This is a genomic window from Nostoc sp. JL34, assembly GCF_017114945.1.
Lineage (GTDB): Bacteria > Cyanobacteriota > Cyanobacteriia > Cyanobacteriales > Nostocaceae > Nostoc.
In genome coordinates, this window is the sequence record NZ_JABXKQ010000042.1 from 90,425 (window position 1) to 110,107 (window position 19,683).

Consider the following 19,683-nt stretch of genomic DNA (forward strand, 5'->3'; position numbering starts at 1 on the left):
TAAAAAAATCAAGAGACAAAAATATGTCATCGCATCAAGAATCTCAACAACCTTTAGTTAGCGTTATTATCCCTACTTATAATCGACCAGAGTATCTCAAGCAAGCGATCGCTAGTGCTATAAAACAAACTTATCAAAACATTGAAATTCTTATTTCTGATAATTGTAGTTCAGAAAATCCCCAAGCACTGGTCGCATCTTTTGGTGATTCACGCATCAAGTTTTGGCAGCAGCAGCAAAATGTGGGTATGTTAGCTAATCAGCAGTATGGCTTCAAGATGGCGCAGGGGAAATATGTTGCTAGTCTCCATGACGATGATATGTGGAATGAAGACTTTTTAGCAAAGCTTGTACCACCACTAGAAGCAAATTCTGATTTGATCATCGCTTTTTGCGACCAATATATCATAGATGCTAATGGCATAATTAATGAGATTGGAACTGAAGAAAATACACGGGGTTATAAGCGAGATAAACTAGCGAAAGGAATTCATCAACCTTTCTATAAAGTTGGGTTGATAGATAAAAGTATACCTACTGCGGCATCTTGCGTGATTCGCAATAATTTGGTGGATTGGTATAGTATTCCCTCAGAAGTTGGCGGGATGTGGGATTTATATTTAACTTATCTGTGCTGTATATCTGGTCATGGCGCTTACTATTATCCAGAAAGATTGACGCGATATCGTGCCCATGAGCAAACTGATACTATGCTCAGTGGTAGTCGAGATGTGCAAGCAAAAATCCGCAAAGCTAAAAGCGAAATATTTTGTTATCAAGTCTTTATGGAAGACCCTCGTCTACAGAAATTTAGAACTCATTTTCAACAGAAATGGTTAGAAGCTAATACCACTTTGGGAATTGGTTTACTACGAAGTGAACAGATAACAGCAGCACGTTCTCATTTTTGGCAGGTGCTGAATAAACAAAAATTTAATGTGCGAAATCTGGCAGCACTTGGTCTTAGTTTTACACCGCCTTTTTTAGCAAGTAAGTTGATGAAAACATCGAAATAATCGGGCAATCATATCTGAGTATTAGAAATTATTTTTTATAACCCACAGAGACACAGAGGACACAGGGTAATAAAAATCAGAATGCTTTTAAATCTTTGCTTGCGTTTTTCGTAAGTTTATATTATTCAGGAAGATAGTGGATGAAACTTTGTATTGTCACTCATAAAATCAAAAAAGGTGATGGTCAGGGGCGGGTAAACTATGAGGTTGCTAATGAAGCAATTCGTCGTGGTCATCACTTGACATTATTAGCTAGTGAAGTTGCACCAGAACTAGAACAGAATAGTCAAGTTAATTGGATTAAAATTCCAGTCAAAGGCTATCCTACAGAATTTGTACGTAATTTCATCTTTGCCCAAAAAAGTGCAGATTGGTTACGGAAACATCGCTCTGATATTGATTTAGTTAAAGTCAATGGAGCAATTAATCTGGCTGCGGCTGATGTGAATGCTGTACATTTTGTCCATAGTTCATGGTTGCGATCGCCTGTTCATATTTCTCGCAACCGCCGCGATTTATATGGTTTTTACCAATGGCTGTTTACGGCTTTTAATGCCCGTTGGGAAAAACAGGCTTTCCAAAAAGCGCAGGTTGTCGTAGCTGTATCCGAAAAGGTAGCCCAAGAATTAGTCAACATTGGTGTACCGCGTTCTCGGATTCGGGTAATTGTCAATGGCGTTGATTTAGAAGAGTTTACCCCCGGTGAAAGCAATCGCCAAAAATTAGGTTTACCGGAGAATGTCACCTTAGCCCTGTTCGCCGGAGACATCCGCACACCTAGAAAAAATTTAGATACAGTCCTACAAGCCTTGGTGCAAGTTCCCGATTTACATCTGGCAGTGGTAGGTCATATAGAAGATAGTCCCTTCCCACAATTAGCGGCATCCTTGGGATTAAGCGATCGCGTGCATTTTCTCGGATTTCGCCGTGATATCCCCGAAATTATGCGGTCAGTAGATTTATTTATTTTTCCTTCCCGATATGAAGCTTGTAGCCTCGTATTGTTAGAAGCACTTTCTTCAGGACTACCAGTAATTACTGCCACAGCTACCGGAGGTGCAGAGTTGGTGACACCAGAATGTGGCATTGTCTTAACCGACTCAAATGATATCGATGCTTTGGCTGTGGCGATGATGTCCTTGGTAAGCGATTTTGCCTTGATGCAGCAAATGAGTCAAGCTGCTCGTTCTGTCGCAGAACAACACAGCTGGACTACTATGGCACAAACTTATGTGGATCTATTCGAGGAGTTAAGCAAAAATGCGGAACACCGTTCTGATACCGACTTATCGTCGTCCACAAGACCTCTCACGCTGCCTTTTGGCGCTACAGGAGCAAACTAAACCAGTCGATCAGGTGATAGTGGTTGTCCGCGATACGGATGCAGAAACTTGGCAATTTCTTGCCCAATACACAGCGCACAATCTGCCATTGCATACCGTAAAAGTAACACAATCAGGGGTAGTAGCAGCCCTGAACGCCGGACTAGCAGCAGTGGAGGGCGATATTGTTTCCATTACTGATGATGATGCCGCACCTCACCCCGATTGGTTAGAGCGTATTGCCGCTTACTTTACCTGCGATAGTCGCCTTGGCGGTCTGGGAGGGCGTGATTGGATACACCACGGCAGCAAATTAGAAGACGAATCCCGTCCAGTAGTAGGACAGTTGCAGTGGTTTGGGCGAGTCATTGGCAACCATCATCTGGGAGTGGGAGAACCCCGTGAAGTGGATATTCTCAAGGGCGTGAACATGAGTTTTCGTACCCAAGCAATTGGACAACTGCGCTTTGACGAACGGATGCGTGGTACTGGAGCGCAGGTACACTTTGAAATGGCATTTACCCTGGCATTAAAGCGGGCTGGTTGGAAAATAATTTATGATCCTAACGTTGCTGTAGATCATTATCCAGCACAACGTTTTGATGAAGATCAGCGAAATAACTTTAATGAAATTGCCTTTATTAATTTAGTTCATAATGAAACCTTAGTTTTACTAGAGCATTTACCATTTATCCGCCGGATTGTATTTTTATTCTGGGCAATATTCGTGGGTACATGCGATAGTTTGGGCTTAGTACAATGGCTGAGATTTTTACCCAGCCAAGGGCAGTTGGCTGGGAAAAAGTTATTAGCATCCTGGCGTGGGCGTTGGCAAGGATATAAACAATTCGTAATTCGTAATTCGTAATTAAAAATGAATTCAATTTCTTCTTAGCTATAGTGGTCTGTCAAGTTGAAATTGATGGGTAAATAAGTTTGTAGTAAGGACTTTAGTCCTTATTTTCTAAGCACTAAAGTCCTTACTGCAAACCTTTGGTAAATCCAAAATCTAAAATTGAATGAATTCTAGACAGATACTTTTCAATAGTTTTTCACAAGAAAGCTATTCTCCCGAAGAGCGATCGCTACAGGGTTGGATGGCGATCGCAGGCTTTATACTACTAACTGTAGTTTGCTATTTTGCTGGTGCTACTGCCGCATTACGCCTAATTTACCCGGTGACAGCTTTACTAGTAGCGGTATTTTTATACTTGCGGCATCCCATTCTCTACGTCAGTTTTACCTGGTGGATCTGGTTTCTCACACCTTTAGCTACCCGCTTAGTTGACTATCGAGTGGGTTGGGACCCTACCCGTCAAATGCTCATAGCACCCTACTTAGTAGTATTTGTCACTATAGCAACATTCTTCCGACACTTTCCCCGCGCTTCTCGTCAAGGGGCTTTGCCGTTTGTTTTAGCTTTTATCGGAGTGTTTTATGGCTTTCTCATCGGTCTGGTTTATAACCCACCTATCCCTGTAGCGCGCGGATTAATGGATTGGCTCAGTCCGATTATCTTCGCTTTTCACTTATTTATTAACTGGCGAGATTATCCCAGCTATCGTCAGAACATTCAGCGAACATTTCTCTGGTGTGTGTTGATTTTAGGAACTTATGGCGTATATCAATTTGTGGTAGCTCCTGAGTGGGATAGGTACTGGCTAATACAATCAAAACTATTCATGAGTTCTGGAAATCCTGTACCTTTTGGGATGCGCGTCTGGAGTACATTGCACTCAGTCGGCCCCTTTGGTTCCGTTATGCAGGCTGGGTTACTGTTATTATTTACCAGTTCAGGCAACTTAATTTTTCCAGCTTCAGCTGTTGGTTACTTGTCCTTTCTGTTAACACAAGCACGGACTAATTGGGGGGGCTGGTTATTTGGAATAATTATGATTATGGGTTCAGTCAAAGCTAAAATTCAAATGCGCTTAATTACCATAATTGTGGTCATGGCAATTTGTGTTATACCGTTGACAACCATCGAGCCAATTGCTGGAGTTGTAGCAACTCGTTTAGAAACTTTTTCTAATCTTCAAGAAGATGGCAGCTTTAAAGATAGATCGGGAAGTTACGACAAAAACCTTGGTTTAGCTCTTTCTAATGGTCTAGGTAACGGCTTAGGAAATATTTGGAAGGTCAACGAAAAAACTGGTCAAATTGAAGTAGTAGTAATTGATAGTGGCATTTTAGATATGTTTTTCACCCTTGGCTGGTTTGGAGCCATCTTTTATATGGGTGGATTAATTTTGTTAATTGTTAGTGTTAGCAGCTATGGTGAAGGTCGTTTCGATAGCTTTATCAGTGCTGCCCGCGCCATTGGTATCAGTTCTGCTTCACAGTTAGTTATCGGTAGCGGTATGTTGAGTGTAGCTGGGATGATTCTGTGGGGATTTTTAGCTATGGCTATGGCAGGACATAAGTACTATAGCAATCCCAAGATCCCCGACTTCTTTAATAAGTCAGGAATCTGATAAATATTACAACTTAAATAGGACTCTTATAGATTATGAAAGTAATTATTGTTATGCCACTAGCCGAACAACGAGGCGGTGGTGAAATGATGCTTTGGGATTTGGTGCAGCAGGGACGTAATGCTGGTGTTGAGTGGCTGGTGATATTTTTAGAAGATGGCCCGATGGTCGCACAAGTAAAGTCTCTCGGTATTGATGCGCGAGTTGTGGAAAGTGGACGTTTACGCCAAATCCACCGTTTTATTGGTGCTGTTTTGCGGATAGCTGCGATCGCTCGCCGCGAACGTGCAGATATAATTGTCAATTGGATGTGGATTACGCATATATCTGGAGGTTTGGCGGCAATGTTGGCGGGCTTGCCTGCTGTGTGGTATCAACTAGAAGTACCTAGTGATAAAACTTGGTTGGTGCGACTCGCAACTTTAATTCCAGCGCGGGCAATTATCACTCTTTCGCAAGATGGTAAGCAAGCACAGGCAGAGATTTGGCCCCACAGACCAACACCTTTGGTTTATCCTGGTGTGGCATTAGACCGATTTGAGCCAAATGCTTTACCAACTCCAGAAGAAGCACGGCGAAAACTAGGCCTACCTTTACACGGGCCGTTGATTGGAATTGTGGGACGATTGCAACGATGGAAGGGAATGCACGTATTGGTGCAAGGGATGCCCAAAATTTTACAGAAGTATCCCAATGCCCATTGTGTGGTGGTTGGTGGTAAGCACGATTTGGAACCGGATTATGAGGACTTCTTAAAAGCCGAAATCACCGCTTTAGGTTTGAAAGACCAAGTAATTATGGCTGGACTACAGCGTAATATCCCAGAATGGGTGCAGGCAATGGATGTATTTGTTCATGCATCAGATAATGAGCCATTTGGGATTGTGATTATTGAGGCGATGGCGCTGGGTAAACCTGTAATTGCTGGCAGTGCAGGCGGCCCAACAGAAATTATTACCGATGGGATGAATGGACTATTAACACCTTACGGCGATGCGGAGCAATTAGCGATCGCAATTCTCCGCTATCTTGACGAGCAAGAATTTGCCCAAAGTGCGGGAGTCGCTGCCAGACAACGCGCCCTCGATTTCTCAACGCAGAATTATGCTCAAAATTTTATTAGTGCAATTCGCTCTGTAATGCCTAGTCCTCTATCGCAAAAGTTTTGATAGGTTTGTAATAAGGACTTTAGGGCTTAAAAATTCAGGACTAAAGTCCTTACTACAAACACATTTATACCTCGTAATTAATGCGATAAATCATTATAAAACTCTCTGCGCGTCTGCGTTAGACAAAAAATATTTATGCAAAAGGAACTAAATCAATGTTGATTGATAGCCGCAAATTGCCAATAGATGAAATTATCAATACTGAAGTTTGTATAGTTGGTGCTGGCCCAGCAGGAATTACACTCGCACGAGAATTAATTGGGCAAGACTTTCGAGTGTGCTTACTAGAAAGTGGTGATTTGGAATTTAATCAAGAAACTGCATCTCTTGGTGAAGGCGAAACGGTTGGAGATCCTTTTCCACCACTGCAAGATATGCGTCATCGTCAATTTGGTGGAATGGCTAATGTCTGGAATATTGAAATTAATAAAAATCAACTTGGTCTGAGGCACGTACCGTTAGACGAAATAGATTTTGAAAAACGAGATTGGGTTCCATACAGTGGCTGGCCTTTTAGTAAATCTCACCTGAATCCATTTTATGAGCGCGCTCAATCAGTCTGTAAACTCGGTTCTTTTGCTTATGAGGCTGAGGCTTGGGAAAATGCTCAATCTCCTCGGACACATTTCACAAGTGACCGAGTTACTACTAGTATGTTTCAGTTTGGCCCGCGCGATATTTTCACCAATGAATATCGCCATCAAATTAATCAATCTCCTAATATAACTACATTCCTCAACGCCAATGTGGTAGAAATTGAGGCAGACGAAACAGCCCAAACAGTGAAACGCGTGCAAGTTGCTTGTTTATCTGGTAAGAAATTTTGGGTTGTTGCAAAAGTATTTATTTTAGCCGCAGGTGGGATTGAAAACGCGCGTTTATTATTACTATCAAACAGAATTCAAAAGAATGGATTAGGCAATCAACATGATTTAGTGGGTAGATTCTTTATGGATCATCCTTTTATTCGTTGTGGTATGCTTTTTCCGCAAAATCGCAAAATCTTTAATTCGATGGCTTTGTATGACTTACGCCGCGTGAATAATGTCACAGTGATGGGGAAATTTGCTCTCACGGAACAAGTGATGCGCCGCGAGAAATTACTAAATATGACCGCGTTGCTATATCCCAGAGATGAAAGGTATAGATCGGCAGCAAAGGCTTCTGCAAAAATTTTGTTCTCTTCAGTTCGACAAAGACAGTTACCTAAAAATATTTTTCAGCATTTGCAAAATGTAATTACGAATATTGATGATTTAGTAGCTGATTGGTATAAATATAATCTCAAAAAGGAATATTTATTCCCTGATTTAAGTCATGGAGGATGGTCTGACCATGAAGGTAATGAACAGAAATATACAAAGTTTGAAGTTCTCAGCCAAACTGAACAAACCCCAAATCCAGATAATCGGGTGACACTCAGTAATCAACTAGATAAGCTGGGTTGTCCGCAAGCAAAATTAATTAATTATTGGAGCGAAATAGATATTAATAGTGTGAAGCGATCGCAGTTAGTATTTGCACAAGAATTTGCTAGTGCCGGACTGGGTGAGTTGCAGATTGAATTGGATGGAGATCGTCCAGTTGCTTCTCTTAGTACCCATCACAATATGGGTACAACGCGTATGCATCACGACCCAAAACAAGGAGTAGTCGATGCAAATTGTCAAGTTCACGGCATCTCTAATTTATTTATGGCAGGTAGCTCTGTTTTCCCTACAGGAGGCTATGCTAATCCGACGCTTACCATTGTTGCGTTGGCAATTCGATTGGCTGACTATGTGAAAGCTGAATTGTCTCACTAAATATAAGTTTGCATAAAATTGTCACGTTTTAGATGTAGCTTTTCTTTGTGCCATTCGCTAAAGACGCGATTCATCGCGTCTCTACAAATGGTCTATTTGTCGCATTCTTTTTTCAAATTGGTATTACTTGCCTTTTACCGAATGTTGTACTAGCCAGCAATGTAAGCCTACCATTAGAAACGCTAATGGCAGCATCAACATTGGGATGATTTCTAAACTTGTCCAACTTGCAACCCAACCGGCTCCAGTGGGTACGATCGCAGCCCCAAAACTGGCGGCACTAGTGGCAATGCTAACAGCCGCAGGAACATGGAGAGCAGGTAATCGTTGAGGGATTAACCAAATGGTTGCAGGAAAGATGGCTGCCAACCCAAAGCCTATCAACGGCAAGCTAATCAATTGATCTGGCAGTTGCCACCAAGCAAGCAATCCAATGATTACAAGACTGAGCGACATACTGATTGTGCGGACTGCTCCAAGCCGTTGCAAAAAATAACCTAAGATGAAACGTCCCAATGTTAATCCCACCCAATAGGCGCTAACGCTGTAACCAGCAATCAGCGTGGGAGTGTGACGAGCGACAGACTGCACGGTGTATGCCCAGTTGCCGATGCAGGCTTCAGTACCAACATAAACTAGCAAAAGTAACCCAGTTAGCAGTACTATCGGAGTTTGCAGCGCTCTGCCCAGATTTTCTAACGCAGTTGTCTTTGATGGCAATACCCTTACTGTCATTGGTGTGTAGTTGAAAATGATTACGCCCAGGACGCTCACAATTAATAGGCTGACAATCCCGGCTAATACCCCATAAACTTGTCGCCAGTTCATGCCAACTGCTAACAAAGTAGTAGCGATCGCGGGGCCTGAAAGTGCCCCGACACCATAGAAAGCATGGAGCAAACCAATCAAACTGGCACTGCGGGAATCTTGCACAACGTAAGTGTTAATACCTGCATCAATCAACCCAATGCCCAATCCTAACCCCGATCCAGCCGCAACCATAAGAAACCAGGAGGGTGAGGTAGCATAGATCGTCAGTGCGATCGTCAGCGCACCCGCAGCAATCAACAGCATTCGCGCTAACCCCAACCGACTACTCACGATACTGCTGGTAAATGCTGCCAGAATGTAACCGCTAATTTGACTGAGAAACAGCAGGGTGACGGTTGCTGGAGTCAGGTTATAGGTAGACAGAATCGAGGGTAGAAGAACTCCTAATCCTGCTTCAGCGATGCCAATGGCAATAAAGGCATAGAAAGCGATCGCCGAACCTATCCACAGAGGCGGTAAGGTGCGTTGATAGTCTGTCATTGGCTGGAATGCTCCTAGACTGCTAAGTTTAAGGGAGCCATTGTAATCCCTTATTCTGTAGTTTCTGCTCGATCTGCTGCATTTCCTGGATAGTTTCTCCAGTCACGATCGCATAAATTTCGGTGTAAAATTTTCCGTATTTGACCCTCTCTAAAGCCGACAAAACGATCAAGTCCTTGCGATCTAGTTCTGGTTTTAAGGTGACTAAAATTAAATCTAACGTTCCTTCCATGCGGTAGCTACTAGAATATTTAGCAACTTCCTTTCCCAGTCCCAGTAGGGTGTGACGCTGCAAGCATAACGGAGTCGATCCATTGACTCGGAAATTGGCATCGATTGCATAGAATTGTCCGTCTCGATCTTCAAGCACATCGAACCCAATCACGCCGAAATAACCCTGTTTGTGAGCATACTCACCAATAGCGGCAATCATCTCAAAGAACTTGCTCATGTCAGTGTTGCGGTAGTCAATCAGTCCCCCTAAATAGTTACCTTCTGGAGTGACGAGTTGGCTGGTAGTGCCGATGAGGGTTATCTCTCCCGTTTTGTTGACATAGAACTGTACGCAGTAATTCTGTATCTCATTCTTAACGAACTCCGAGACAATAATCCTATCGAGCAACTTAATATCCAGATATTTCTTGATTTCTTCAAGACAGTAGTTCAGATCGCTGAGGCTTTTGATGATATAAGTGCCTTCTCCTGAGAGTCCGTGGGACGTTTTAATTAAGTAGGGAAATTGTGGTAAATAAATGTCTTCTAGATTACAAGTGTGTAAATCGTAACTCTCGTATTTTGGACATTGCACCCCCAGTTCGGCTAGGGTTACTTTGCTGAGTAAACGGTAATGAGTGTCTGAATCAATAGCGTGTTTTTCAGGTTTTAGACGATCAAAGGGAAATAGAGTGATGAGTTTGTCAAAGCGTTCGCCCTTGGCGTTGGCGCAGCCATCGCTGTGGCTGAGATCGTCCAAATAAGTTAAGCGATCCATCATCAACCTATTGGAGTAGCTGAAGCCGAAATGCTCTTGCCAGTATGCAAGCAGCGACTTTGGCGGCGGATTAATCGCAATTCCTGGAATGCGATCGCCTAATACAGCTAAAATTTTCCAAGGTTCCTTTTGGCAAATCTTGTCAAAGGAGGTTTTGGTGGCTTCACTACTGCCATCTTGAATAAAATATTTTTCCAGGTTGGGATAAGCAGCCCAACTTGCAGTTGCAGGGTAATTTAGAATAAACCCATAAGATGCATCTGTGATATCTTGAGCAAACAGATCGGAAAGAGAACTCCCTTGAAAGTATTGAAAGTTATATTTTGAGTTCATTTAGCTCTCCCAGAAACCGCATCCTCAAACAGTTGCACAGATACATCTTCTGTCTGCACTCCTGCCAGCAGCATCCTGTCTTGGTCAGAGACAATTTCTTTAGTAATTGCAGCGAGTATTTCAACAAATTTCGGCAAAATGAATCTATCTTTTGGTTGATTTTGTTTAAAATACTGTTGCAATTGTTTTGTTTTACTAGATTTTCTACCCTGAATATTGCTATATTTTGTTTGCATAAAGCTAACATTTGATAATTTGCTTTTATTTATATATCCTATTTATATTTTAATTAACTCTATCAAACGAAAGAAGTAAATTAGTTTATTTATTATCTAATTATTGTAGAGACGGCGATTTATCGCGTCTCTTGTCTTAAGCGAAATTATTTAGCAGACACCTTCATCTCAGATGCTCTTAATTCAGCTTTTTCTAAAACGCGCGATGTACGTTTTTGACGAGACATAAATTTGCTCTTTTAAGCTGAAGGGTGCGCCGATTTCCAGCGAGAGCGCGGCGTTAGCAAAGATGCACCAGATTCAGAATTAGCTGCTAGGAACAGATAAGCTTGGCTTAACGCGTTTCACGAAGGTTAGCGGCATTACTCCCAACCATTTCTCTCGAATTATACCTTCCTCTAACAATACACCAGTTGGAAAAGCATTGGTTAAGCGTGCCACGACGGTAGGACTCATTGCCACTACCGGAAAGTTGATATTATTAGATTGAACAAATTCTTCAACTTGTTCTGATGTTTGGGGAATTCCCGCTACTACATCAGGTAAATCAGTTCTTTGGTGAACGACTTTTAGCACTTTGAGCCAGTTTTTGCACGTTGGACAACCAGGCATTAAAAATACAACCAGTTTTTCTTCTGTTGTTAAACTTTCGGGATATTCTTTTAGCCATTGGGGTTGCCAAGGACGATTAACCTTAAGCGGATCTAAGTCTAGAATAGGTTTTTTCTTCTTCCAGAAATACACATAAGAAACAGCAGTTAATAGACAACTTGTTGTTAAAGAAATCAATAATGCTGTCACTTGTTGGGAAACAGTTAAAATATCGGCAACCGGATAAAACCAAGCCAACCCCATCAAAGTAATGTAGAGAGCATTGAGGAGTAAGCTTTGTTTGGGACTGATATCAATTATACCGTTATAACAACCACAATCATCTGTGCGTTTGGTCGAAGTACTCCAGTAAGTTAAACTTGATAGGAGCAATAGTAAAACAATTGTACCGATAAATAGCCACTGGGGAAACAGCCGCAAAATCAGGGATATTCCCAGGACACACTCTATAATTGTAAAAGCGATCGCTGCACCTATATTCACTTTTTGTGGAAATAACTGCAATTGACTGATGTGGATAAGAAACCTTGTTGGTGCAAGTGCTTTGATAACACCAGTCACCAGAAATACACTGCCAACCACCAAAGAACTTATCAGAGAGATTGAATACATAATGCTTGCGATCGTCATTTAATCGTAATAGTCAATAGCTATATATACCATCTAAGTTTCAGCTACCGGCAGAACCATTTTAAGACAAAACTGGTATATTATCTAGTATGTGTGACAGGGGTTCATCTCCTTTTGCTTGTGTTGAATTCTCTGTACATTGTTGATTTTGTGGGTTACTTAAAATATTAATATCTTGAACTCCTACATTTACTACACCAAGTAGGGATTGAGCATTAATTTTAGCAGGTAAACCTATACATGGTTTATTGAGAGTTCCTTGAACTAATCCTAACTGAGGAGATAGATCGAGACCTCCTACTACTGCCATTAATTCTGCATCACTCAATTCTTCAAACAAGCTAGTTTCCAAGTCAGCAATTTTGTTGTTTGTCATAAGTTCTTTGTTCATTAATTGAAGTTGCATTGATTTAAGCATATTATAATGCTTAATTTACTTCAGATTTAGATGTATTAATTTTTCAAAAAAAATCCCTTAACCTTTTAAAGATTTATCTAATATGCTTGCGATCGCCATTTAATCGTAATAGTCAATAGAGCGCAAATGGTTACGCATTTACACAAGTATTCCCGAAAGCTGGGTTAAGTAGACCAATCACATTGATAGTATTACCACAAACATTAATGGGTACATGAACAGGTACTTGAATAACGTTCCCCGAAATAACTCCAGGAGAACCAATAGCAATTACGGCATCAACTCCGCCAACTATAGTTAATAAATCAGCATCATCTAGTTCTTCAAACAATTCTAGTTCTTCTTGAGTGACTGTAGGTACTTGTTTTATTGCTTGTTTCTTTGTTGAAAATAGTTTTAACATATGATTTGACTCTTTTTGGTTATTTTAAAACTGTGTAATTGAGTGTGCTATGACTCTCTTGGATGAATTATCAAAAAACAGATAATTCCTATTTGATAAGGCATAAGCCGTTTACTTTTAAATTTATTGTGCCTGAGAGCCACTTGAAAACTAACAGGTTATTTGACAGCTTGTCAACAGTTTTTACTCAAGATCCTACTTTTCCCACCTTTCCCACCTTTCTTACTTAGAGATGTCAAACTAACAGTTAAAAGACTTCTATAGCAGTTAGAAATGAGTTGACACTCAGGAGTCGATACTCTATTAGTATTTTTAGATTAATTTTCGGTATAACTTACAACGTTGCAATAAAGCTGTTTCGGAGATGAAAATCAGCCTCCGCACCTTGATGAGTTAACGCCCAGTAAGTCACCTCACCATCTCTGTGTTTGATAACGGTAGTAATACCAATTTCAATTTCTTGTTCTGCCGAGACGATTTTATCCAAATCGACATCTAACACAAGTGCTAAACCGTCGGCTTGATTATGAACACTAAATGGTAGCTTTTCAAAAGCTGTTTCCTCTTGCATTCCTTGACGATACCCATCAAAGCGATAGATATTCCAGTGTCCGGCGGGAGAGAGGTTAAATTCCCAATACCGTAGAGAATCTTTGATGCCAAGAAAGAACTCAAAACAAGTGTCTCCCCACAGTTCATACTTGCGTGATGGTGCATTTGATGGTGGAACAATTGCAATTTCTTTTAAATCGCCTCCAAGGTTGTAGCAGATGGTAAGTTGATTAGCATTTCGGCAGATATTGCCTGTAATTTTCAAATTAGGAGAAGACTCGGTAGAAGGGAAGGGTTGCAGGGAAAATGTCTGGTTGTTCATTTCATATCTTTGATAATATTGCGAATCTGCGTTTCTTGAGATTCAATACTTTCAGTCAGCTTAAACTGAACGATCGCTCTTGCTAAGTTATGTTCTGGGTGCTTAACTTTAAAGTAGACATTCCCTGCTAAATAATCAGCAAAAAATCTCAGTCCTAGTTCAAAAGTAATTAGACGGATGGCATCATAGATGTATGCATAATCATTCTCGGTCAGAAATGCCTTAGCCACAGCGAGATAACCCTGGAGGATTTCCTGACACAGATCGGTATCGAAATAAATACTTTCCCAATTCTCGGTTTCTTCGCCAGCCGGATTGCAACCCGATCGCAGGCAATCACCAATATCGTAATGTACCAGACCGGGTTTTACGGTGTCTAGGTCGATGACGCTGACGGCTTGCTGGGTAACAATGTCAAACATCATGTTATTAATTTTGGGATCGCCGTGCATCAGACGTAGGGGTAGCTTACCTTCAGCTTTGGCATTTTCTAGGATATGTGCAAAGATTTGGCGATCGCTAACAAACTGTAAACAATAATTAACTTCCGAAGATTGAGACGCACTAGTTTTTGCCAAAACTTCCTCGTAATGCTGGAGATAAAACGGTGTAATATGAAAGCCTTCAAGGGTGTCAGCAAGTTTTTCTGCTGGCAAATCACTGATCAGATTGTGGAACATCCCCAAGGCATAACCGATTTCTTTCGCGTGGGAGCGATCGCACATACTATCAAAGGACTGGGAGCCTTGAATAAAGCTGATTGCCCGCCAAAATGAGCCGTCTGCATCCTTCCAGTGGTCTTGAGCGTTTTTGGTCAACAGTACGCGTGGCACTTCCCAGCGACGATTAAGGGGTGTATCCTGCAACCTTTTTTGAACGTGTTCAGTTAAGGTACGCATATTCTGCATAATCAGTTGTGGCTGACGAAACACCTGTGTGTTAATGCGTTGCAAGACAAAATGTTGTTCCTTTGAGGAATCTAGAGTTGCTAAAAAGGTGTCATTTATATTACCACTGCCAAATGCTTTAACGCCTATAACCTTCCCCAGTTGGGCGAATTGGTTAGCGATCGCCACCAGATTCCGAGCATCCTGTGTATTGAATTCTTTTGTCATGTGTTTGACCTGCACTACTCCTCACGTACATTGCACAAAAGCAATAGGGGATATCGTAGCGCAAGTATCAATGTAATTCGTAATTCGTAATTCAATTAGGAATTTTTAAAAGTACCATACACTAGCACCGGGCGAGTAGACGTAGCCCATTGGAGATATTGCTATCGTCTTTGCCCCGTGCTAATTGCTAATTCAACTAGTTAGGAAATCTCATCGTTATCAACCCACTCGTCATAAGATGAGTCATAACCAATGTAATGAAGAAAGTATTGCTGACCTTGGATTTGCTCAATAGTTGCAGAATACCAAGCCTCTTGCTCATCATCCCAACATTTTACCTTTTGACCTACTGCATATCCATTGTCATCAGCAGCGCGAAGATCGCGAGTGCGAATGTCATCTTCGCCCACCCACTCATCATAAGATGAACCGTAACCAAGGTAATGAATAAAGAATTGGTCATCTTGCATTTTCTCAATTGTTCCCTGATACCAATCCTCGTCTTCATTATCCCAGACTTCCACTGTTTTGCTTACTTCATACTGATTCTTATCTGACTTGACAGCAGATGAGACATCTTGGATCGGCTTTTGCTCTTCTTGTTTAATTTCCTCTTTCACTAAAGTGTATGCTTGCAAAATCAAACTGCGAGCTACAGTTTGAATTCCCGTATGCTCATAGTAATTGGTAGTTTGATCTAGGAATGCTGCAACCAAATCTAAATTATCATCAGCAATCTGAATAAAATTACCCAAATTACTAGAAATTGATTGCGGGGTTACGCCTGTCTTGGATACTAAGTTATTCATCCAGCCTTGCACGGAGTTGAAACCCTGACTGATAAAACCAACTTTATCAGACGGATTACTGCCTGGGAGAAAGTTATTAACAGCTAAGAAAACGGGATTTTGAGCTATGACGCTAGTATCAGTACCACTAATAACTCCGTGAATTTTGCTGAGGAAGTCGGGGCCTAATGGCAGAATTCCGTCTAGACAAACTAGAGCTACCATCCGCATTAGGGATGCATTTTGATAGTTATTAGCAAGGGAATTAGCAAACTCTTGAGGATTAGGTTGAGGAATACCATTTAGTTTGCAAAAGGCGATAATTTCGACAGCTATTTTTAGTACCAAGTCAATGGATTGAGTGACATCAGCTTTGGGAGTAATTTTACCTAAAAAAGACAGAAAGCCGATTTTCTCACTAACTTTATTTGCTAAAGCCGCTGCTCCCATAGCTGTGTCTGCTTTATCAATCGTTTGATAAAGTTTGATTGCGAACCCGTAGCCTTGTTGAGGATCTTCGTATAAGGTGACAGCGCGATCGCGGATTTTCTGAATTACCTTAGCATCGGTTTCTCCAGTAATGGTGCGAATATTATTCTCAAACCCCGTTAAATTGCTCCATTCACCTGGTGCGACATAATCAAGAGCCTTTAAAACTTTGACAGTAATATTGTCAGTCGGTAATTCGTCAACCAACTGAATAATTGATTTATCCATCAGCCGCTCCTCAAAACTCAAAATATCGTTAGAATCCGGTTCAGAGCAGCCCACACCCTACAGCAAGCCTTTCTCTGGTTGGTGCTGGGCAAATTACTGAACTGTATTTATAGAGTTCCCTGACCTGACCAAAAAATAACGATGTAAACAACAGGTGCTACACCTAAAGATATTCCACAGGCGATCGCAAGTAGTCTTTCAAGTTTAAATTTATTGCCGTAGGAAGGCAGCACCAAGAGCCTCACTGCACTCAAATACCAAATTTTGATCCGAATTAACCTGCCATCCATGTCAACATTCGGACTCAAGATGATGTGATTAAGATGGAATGGGATGTTGTTGCTTTGGGTGACGCGAGTCAGTTTAATGTTTTGATTCCTTTACCCCTCACGGGGATGGAAACTAATAATTTTGGTATCCTCGTCCTCACGGGGATGAAAACAAAGTAAAAATTCCTAACTATGATGTGCTTGAATAGAGATATCAAGTTAACTATAGAAAAATCAATATTTTAATTAACTTTGGCTACAGAACTCAAACATCTCACAACAGCGAAATACGCTTTATCACTGCACACGACCACTCCTGAATTGGGGCTAGAAATTAGTAATTTTGCAGGTGAAACTCGCTCTCAAGTTTGGAATTTGGGGCGTGATTTATCTAGCCTCATACATCAATATTTAATTGAATTCATCAAACCGCAAACTTGGGCAGATTTGTCCTTTATCGCAGTTGCAAAAGGCCCAGGCGGCTTTACGGGAACTCGGATTGGTGTTGTCACTGCTCGGACATTAGGACAACAGTTAGATATTCCTGTATTTGCGATTTCAACTTTGGCTGCGGTAGCTTGGTCAGAAGCAGCCAAAAATCAAAATCCCAAAACTATTGCTGTGGAAATGCCAGCACAACGAGGTCAAATTTTTGCTGCTATTTATCAGTTTAAGTCAAATACTTCTCAACTAAAAGTATGTTTACCAGATAGAGTGTTGACACCAGAAGCATGGCAGGAAACTTTAGCGAATTGGAACACTAATTATCAGCTAATTCAAGCCCAATCTGGATTAGCTGCGACGGTGACAAGTATTTTGGAACTAGCTAATCTCGATTGGCAAGAGGGCAAGTGTCCTAATTGGTCAGAGGCTTTACCATATTATGGGCAGCATCCAGTAGAAGTTTAACTGATATACATCACAATAAATAAATCCAAAATCAAAATAGCCACAGCCAAACTGGGAGAGTAAGCAGCAATACTATAGCCCCAGCAGCTAAGGCAGTAACTGCCAGATCGCGATCGAGATTGAACGTCTCAGCAATTACCAGTGTGCCGAAAGCTGGAGGCATGGCCATTTGTAGCACGATTATCTTTGCTATCGGCCCAGTTAATCCGATCAGTGGTAGGATACTGCCCAATATCAAGGGAACTAGCAGCATTTTAATTCCCAAGCTCATCCCTGCTTGTGGTAGGCTACGCCAAGATTTGAGCAGCCCTAGTCGCATTCCGATTAACACCAGAGATAAAGCTACACTACACCAAGCAAATTTCTCCAAGCAGAATTCTACAACTGTGGGAATTGTCGCTTCTCTAACTAGCAAGCCAAATCCGAAACTCCATAGGGCAGGATTAATTAACATAGCCCTAGCAGTCGTCTGCCAATGATTCTGGACACCGCCACCAAAACTAGCTGCAAGTAACACACCCAAGGCATAAGTTCCTGGGAATGAACCTAGTAAATCGTAAAATAACGCCCAAGCAAAGTATTCCTTGCCTACCATTGCTAAAGTAATGGGAAAACCAAGATAACCTGTATTACCCAACATTGCGGCTAATATCAAGCTAGTCTGAGTTGATTGTTGGGGGACGGTATTTTTAAAATAGGCTTGTCCTTTAATCCCTAACCAAGCTAAAAATGCTCCTAGTACAATGGCTAGGTAAGCGATCGCAGGTGCAATCCAAATTTGACCCGACAAGCTAGATTGACGCAAAAACGATACTATGCTTATAGGTACTCCCACCCAAAAAAGAAACTGTCCTAAATGTGTAGGAACTGTCACAGGTAGTTTGCGTCCCAGAATAAAACCTACCAGGACTAATCCTCCCAGCTTGACGTATAGTTCTAAAAGGTTTGTCAAGATTGCGCCTAATAACCACAGATGTAAAATGCTACCTGTTACGTCTACTTTTGTCCAGTGCAAAATCTGTTATGGCTATCCCACAAAAACAGGAGTTTACCCTTGAATAAGGCAGGGTTTTCTGGAAGACCGCAAAACTCATCGAATGACCTTGGTGATGATATTCCAGTGGCTGTACGCGATACCCCTAGTGCAACACCTAAAATTTGGTTGCAACCCAGAATTATGCTAATTGGGGGAGTAACAGGATTTATCCTGCTAGCTTTAATTAGCGGTTTTTTGTTTTTTGTCACTGCACCCAAAAAAACCGCTGATTCTCAACCTTTACCAGCTACTTCTGCTCCTGCGACTCCAGCAGCTTCTAATAATTCTAGTGATACTGTGTTAGGGCATTTTCCATACCCAGAAGCCCCTGAGTCAGAACTAGTAACCATCTCCGCAAATAGGGGCATTAGAATGCGAAAATCTGCTGCCCAAAAGTTTGAGGAGATGGTAGCAGCAGCGCGGAGTGCAGGTGTAATTTTAGTACCAATTTCTGGCTTTCGCTCAGTCAAAGACCAGGAGCAGTTATTTTTTGGTGTCGGTGCCCAGCGAAATCAGACGCCAGCAGAAAGAGCTGCCCTCAGCGCTCCTCCTGGTCATAGCGAACATCACACAGGTTATGCTGTGGATATTGGAGACGGAGCAGTACCAGCAACTAATCTCCAAACTAACTTTGACAATACCAAGGCTTATCGTTGGATGCAAGCAAATGCAGCACGTTTTAGCTTTGAAATGTCATTTCCCAAAGATAATGTTCAAGGTGTGAGTTATGAGCCTTGGCACTGGCGTTTTGTAGGCGATCGCAATAGCTTAGAAATGTTCTATAAAGCCAGAAATTTGAAACCCGCTAAGATATCGCCATAGGAGTTACTCGATTTTAGATTTTTCATTAAATCCAAAATTCAAAATTGGCAGAGTCAGGAGTAACTGGTTTTACTCCCTCTCCCCTAATGGAGGCTGAAGCACTAGTTCTGTAAGAACTGGACAGTAGTATTCAGCAATTTTCTTAGTGATCGCATCTGGTCGAGAAATTTTATCTAGATTGCAAAGTAAAATCACAGTAATTTTGTCATCAATAAAGCGGGTAATGTTACTTGCGAATCCTAATATTGAACCATTATGACCAACTACTCGGCGATCGCCATAATTGAATACCCACCAACCTAAACCTGCAACATATCTCAACTTTTCCCAATCATCGCCCTGATTGGGAAAATAAGGAGTCCACATCAGATCAAGGGTCAGGGCAAACGCATCTAAATATTGACGAGCCAGGATTTGAGTCGAATTCAGCGAG

At 41.5% G+C, this 19,683-nt stretch carries 20 protein-coding genes and 1 pseudogene; 9 read left to right on the forward strand and 12 right to left on the reverse strand.

The annotated features are described in order from the left end of the window. Window positions 1–23: 23 nt before the first annotated feature. The 6 genes from HWQ44_RS07855 (at window position 24) to HWQ44_RS07880 (ending at window position 7,786) form a co-directional block, all read left to right on the forward strand. Window positions 24–1,016 (forward strand): glycosyltransferase family 2 protein, encoded by a 993-nt coding sequence (locus tag HWQ44_RS07855; protein WP_292717143.1) that lies wholly within the window; start codon window positions 24–26, stop codon window positions 1,014–1,016. A 140-nt stretch (window positions 1,017–1,156) separates the two neighbouring features. Next, window positions 1,157–2,359 carry a glycosyltransferase family 4 protein gene (locus tag HWQ44_RS07860; protein ID WP_292717144.1) on the forward strand — a complete coding sequence of 401 codons (1,203 nt, stop codon included), beginning with the start codon at window positions 1,157–1,159 and terminating at the stop codon, window positions 2,357–2,359. Continuing rightward, entirely contained in the window at window positions 2,277–3,206 is a 930-nt protein-coding gene (locus tag HWQ44_RS07865) for a glycosyltransferase family 2 protein (protein WP_292717147.1), read from the forward strand. The genes HWQ44_RS07860 and HWQ44_RS07865 overlap by 83 nt, the downstream gene beginning before the upstream one ends. Before the next feature lie 151 nt (window positions 3,207–3,357). After that, the gene (locus tag HWQ44_RS07870) at window positions 3,358–4,812 is read left to right on the forward strand and encodes an O-antigen ligase domain-containing protein (protein WP_292717149.1); all 1,455 of its coding nucleotides are present in this window, start codon (window positions 3,358–3,360) and stop codon (window positions 4,810–4,812) included. Between the two features lie 35 nt (window positions 4,813–4,847). Further along, window positions 4,848–5,981, forward strand: a complete 1,134-nt coding sequence (locus HWQ44_RS07875; RefSeq protein ID WP_292717150.1) for a glycosyltransferase family 4 protein — start codon at window positions 4,848–4,850, stop codon at window positions 5,979–5,981. Window positions 5,982–6,136: 155 nt separating this feature from the next. Continuing rightward, the gene (locus HWQ44_RS07880; protein ID WP_292717152.1) at window positions 6,137–7,786 is read left to right on the forward strand and encodes a GMC family oxidoreductase; all 1,650 of its coding nucleotides are present in this window, start codon (window positions 6,137–6,139) and stop codon (window positions 7,784–7,786) included. A gap of 123 nt (window positions 7,787–7,909) precedes the next feature. On the opposite strand, the gene HWQ44_RS07885 is transcribed toward HWQ44_RS07880, so the two are convergent. From HWQ44_RS07885 to HWQ44_RS07930, 10 genes are all read right to left on the reverse strand, one after another. Further along, window positions 7,910–9,097 (reverse strand): sugar MFS transporter, encoded by a 1,188-nt coding sequence (locus HWQ44_RS07885; RefSeq protein ID WP_292717154.1) that lies wholly within the window; start codon window positions 9,095–9,097, stop codon window positions 7,910–7,912. 28 nt (window positions 9,098–9,125) lie between these two features. Then, window positions 9,126–10,421 carry a carbamoylphosphate synthase large subunit gene (locus HWQ44_RS07890; RefSeq protein ID WP_292717157.1) on the reverse strand — a complete coding sequence of 432 codons (1,296 nt, stop codon included), beginning with the start codon at window positions 10,419–10,421 and terminating at the stop codon, window positions 9,126–9,128. After that, window positions 10,418–10,657, reverse strand: a complete 240-nt coding sequence (locus HWQ44_RS07895) for a hypothetical protein (RefSeq protein WP_292717159.1) — start codon at window positions 10,655–10,657, stop codon at window positions 10,418–10,420. The genes HWQ44_RS07890 and HWQ44_RS07895 overlap by 4 nt, the downstream gene beginning before the upstream one ends. 306 nt (window positions 10,658–10,963) lie before the next feature. Then, the gene (locus HWQ44_RS07900; protein WP_292717162.1) at window positions 10,964–11,881 is read right to left on the reverse strand and encodes a MauE/DoxX family redox-associated membrane protein; all 918 of its coding nucleotides are present in this window, start codon (window positions 11,879–11,881) and stop codon (window positions 10,964–10,966) included. A 79-nt stretch (window positions 11,882–11,960) separates the two neighbouring features. Then, entirely contained in the window at window positions 11,961–12,275 is a 315-nt protein-coding gene (locus HWQ44_RS07905) for a rodlin (RefSeq protein WP_292717165.1), read from the reverse strand. Window positions 12,276–12,447: 172 nt separating this feature from the next. Next, window positions 12,448–12,720 (reverse strand): chaplin, encoded by a 273-nt coding sequence (locus HWQ44_RS33515; protein WP_334728592.1) that lies wholly within the window; start codon window positions 12,718–12,720, stop codon window positions 12,448–12,450. A 334-nt stretch (window positions 12,721–13,054) separates the two neighbouring features. Next, on the reverse strand, window positions 13,055–13,594 hold the full coding sequence (locus tag HWQ44_RS07915; RefSeq protein ID WP_292717168.1) for a DOMON-like domain-containing protein: 540 nt from the start codon (window positions 13,592–13,594) through the stop codon (window positions 13,055–13,057). Then, window positions 13,591–14,709, reverse strand: coding sequence for an aminoglycoside phosphotransferase family protein (locus HWQ44_RS07920; RefSeq protein WP_292717171.1), 1,119 nt, complete (start codon window positions 14,707–14,709; stop codon window positions 13,591–13,593). Before HWQ44_RS07920 ends, HWQ44_RS07915 begins: the two co-directional genes overlap by 4 nt. A 200-nt stretch (window positions 14,710–14,909) precedes the next feature. Then, window positions 14,910–16,214 carry a Tudor-knot domain-containing protein gene (locus tag HWQ44_RS07925; protein ID WP_292717174.1) on the reverse strand — a complete coding sequence of 435 codons (1,305 nt, stop codon included), beginning with the start codon at window positions 16,212–16,214 and terminating at the stop codon, window positions 14,910–14,912. Between the two features lie 107 nt (window positions 16,215–16,321). Further along, entirely contained in the window at window positions 16,322–16,522 is a 201-nt protein-coding gene (locus HWQ44_RS07930) for a hypothetical protein (protein ID WP_292717177.1), read from the reverse strand. A gap of 15 nt (window positions 16,523–16,537) precedes the next feature. On the opposite strand from HWQ44_RS07930, the gene HWQ44_RS07935 reads away from it, so the two are divergent. Then, a complete protein-coding gene (locus HWQ44_RS07935; RefSeq protein WP_292717180.1) occupies window positions 16,538–16,663 on the forward strand; it encodes a hypothetical protein in 126 nt (41 codons plus the stop codon). A gap of 72 nt (window positions 16,664–16,735) precedes the next feature. Continuing rightward, entirely contained in the window at window positions 16,736–17,392 is a 657-nt protein-coding gene (tsaB, locus tag HWQ44_RS07940; protein WP_292717183.1) for a tRNA (adenosine(37)-N6)-threonylcarbamoyltransferase complex dimerization subunit type 1 TsaB, read from the forward strand. Between the two features lie 31 nt (window positions 17,393–17,423). On the opposite strand, the gene HWQ44_RS07945 is transcribed toward tsaB, so the two are convergent. Then, window positions 17,424–18,344 carry an AEC family transporter gene (locus HWQ44_RS07945; protein ID WP_292717198.1) on the reverse strand — a complete coding sequence of 307 codons (921 nt, stop codon included), beginning with the start codon at window positions 18,342–18,344 and terminating at the stop codon, window positions 17,424–17,426. 102 nt (window positions 18,345–18,446) lie between these two features. Here HWQ44_RS07945 and HWQ44_RS07950 point away from each other — a divergent pair, with 102 nt between their 5' ends. Beyond that, window positions 18,447–19,250 carry a M15 family metallopeptidase gene (locus tag HWQ44_RS07950; RefSeq protein WP_292717186.1) on the forward strand — a complete coding sequence of 268 codons (804 nt, stop codon included), beginning with the start codon at window positions 18,447–18,449 and terminating at the stop codon, window positions 19,248–19,250. 69 nt (window positions 19,251–19,319) lie between these two features. On the opposite strand, the pseudogene HWQ44_RS07955 reads toward HWQ44_RS07950, so the two are convergent. Next, a pseudogene (locus HWQ44_RS07955) lies at window positions 19,320–19,683 on the reverse strand (serine hydrolase); the annotation flags it as partial.

Bases quoted from the DNA above. Each gene is read 5' to 3' on its own strand.
- HWQ44_RS07855 (WP_292717143.1), top strand. From the start codon at position 24: ATGTCATCGCATCAAGAATCTCAACAACCTTTAGTTAGCGTTATTATC.
- HWQ44_RS07860 (WP_292717144.1), top strand. From the start codon at position 1,157: ATGAAACTTTGTATTGTCACTCATAAAATCAAAAAAGGTGATGGTCAG.
- HWQ44_RS07865 (WP_292717147.1), top strand. From the start codon at position 2,277: ATGCGGAACACCGTTCTGATACCGACTTATCGTCGTCCACAAGACCTC.
- HWQ44_RS07870 (WP_292717149.1), top strand. From the start codon at position 3,358: ATGAATTCTAGACAGATACTTTTCAATAGTTTTTCACAAGAAAGCTAT.
- HWQ44_RS07875 (WP_292717150.1), top strand. From the start codon at position 4,848: ATGAAAGTAATTATTGTTATGCCACTAGCCGAACAACGAGGCGGTGGT.
- HWQ44_RS07880 (WP_292717152.1), top strand. From the start codon at position 6,137: ATGTTGATTGATAGCCGCAAATTGCCAATAGATGAAATTATCAATACT.
- HWQ44_RS07885 (WP_292717154.1), bottom strand. From the start codon at position 9,097: ATGACAGACTATCAACGCACCTTACCGCCTCTGTGGATAGGTTCGGCG.
- HWQ44_RS07890 (WP_292717157.1), bottom strand. From the start codon at position 10,421: ATGAACTCAAAATATAACTTTCAATACTTTCAAGGGAGTTCTCTTTCC.
- HWQ44_RS07895 (WP_292717159.1), bottom strand. From the start codon at position 10,657: ATGCAAACAAAATATAGCAATATTCAGGGTAGAAAATCTAGTAAAACA.
- HWQ44_RS07900 (WP_292717162.1), bottom strand. From the start codon at position 11,881: ATGTATTCAATCTCTCTGATAAGTTCTTTGGTGGTTGGCAGTGTATTT.
- HWQ44_RS07905 (WP_292717165.1), bottom strand. From the start codon at position 12,275: ATGACAAACAACAAAATTGCTGACTTGGAAACTAGCTTGTTTGAAGAA.
- HWQ44_RS33515 (WP_334728592.1), bottom strand. From the start codon at position 12,720: ATGTTAAAACTATTTTCAACAAAGAAACAAGCAATAAAACAAGTACCT.
- HWQ44_RS07915 (WP_292717168.1), bottom strand. From the start codon at position 13,594: ATGAACAACCAGACATTTTCCCTGCAACCCTTCCCTTCTACCGAGTCT.
- HWQ44_RS07920 (WP_292717171.1), bottom strand. From the start codon at position 14,709: ATGACAAAAGAATTCAATACACAGGATGCTCGGAATCTGGTGGCGATC.
- HWQ44_RS07925 (WP_292717174.1), bottom strand. From the start codon at position 16,214: ATGGATAAATCAATTATTCAGTTGGTTGACGAATTACCGACTGACAAT.
- HWQ44_RS07935 (WP_292717180.1), top strand. From the start codon at position 16,538: ATGGAATGGGATGTTGTTGCTTTGGGTGACGCGAGTCAGTTTAATGTT.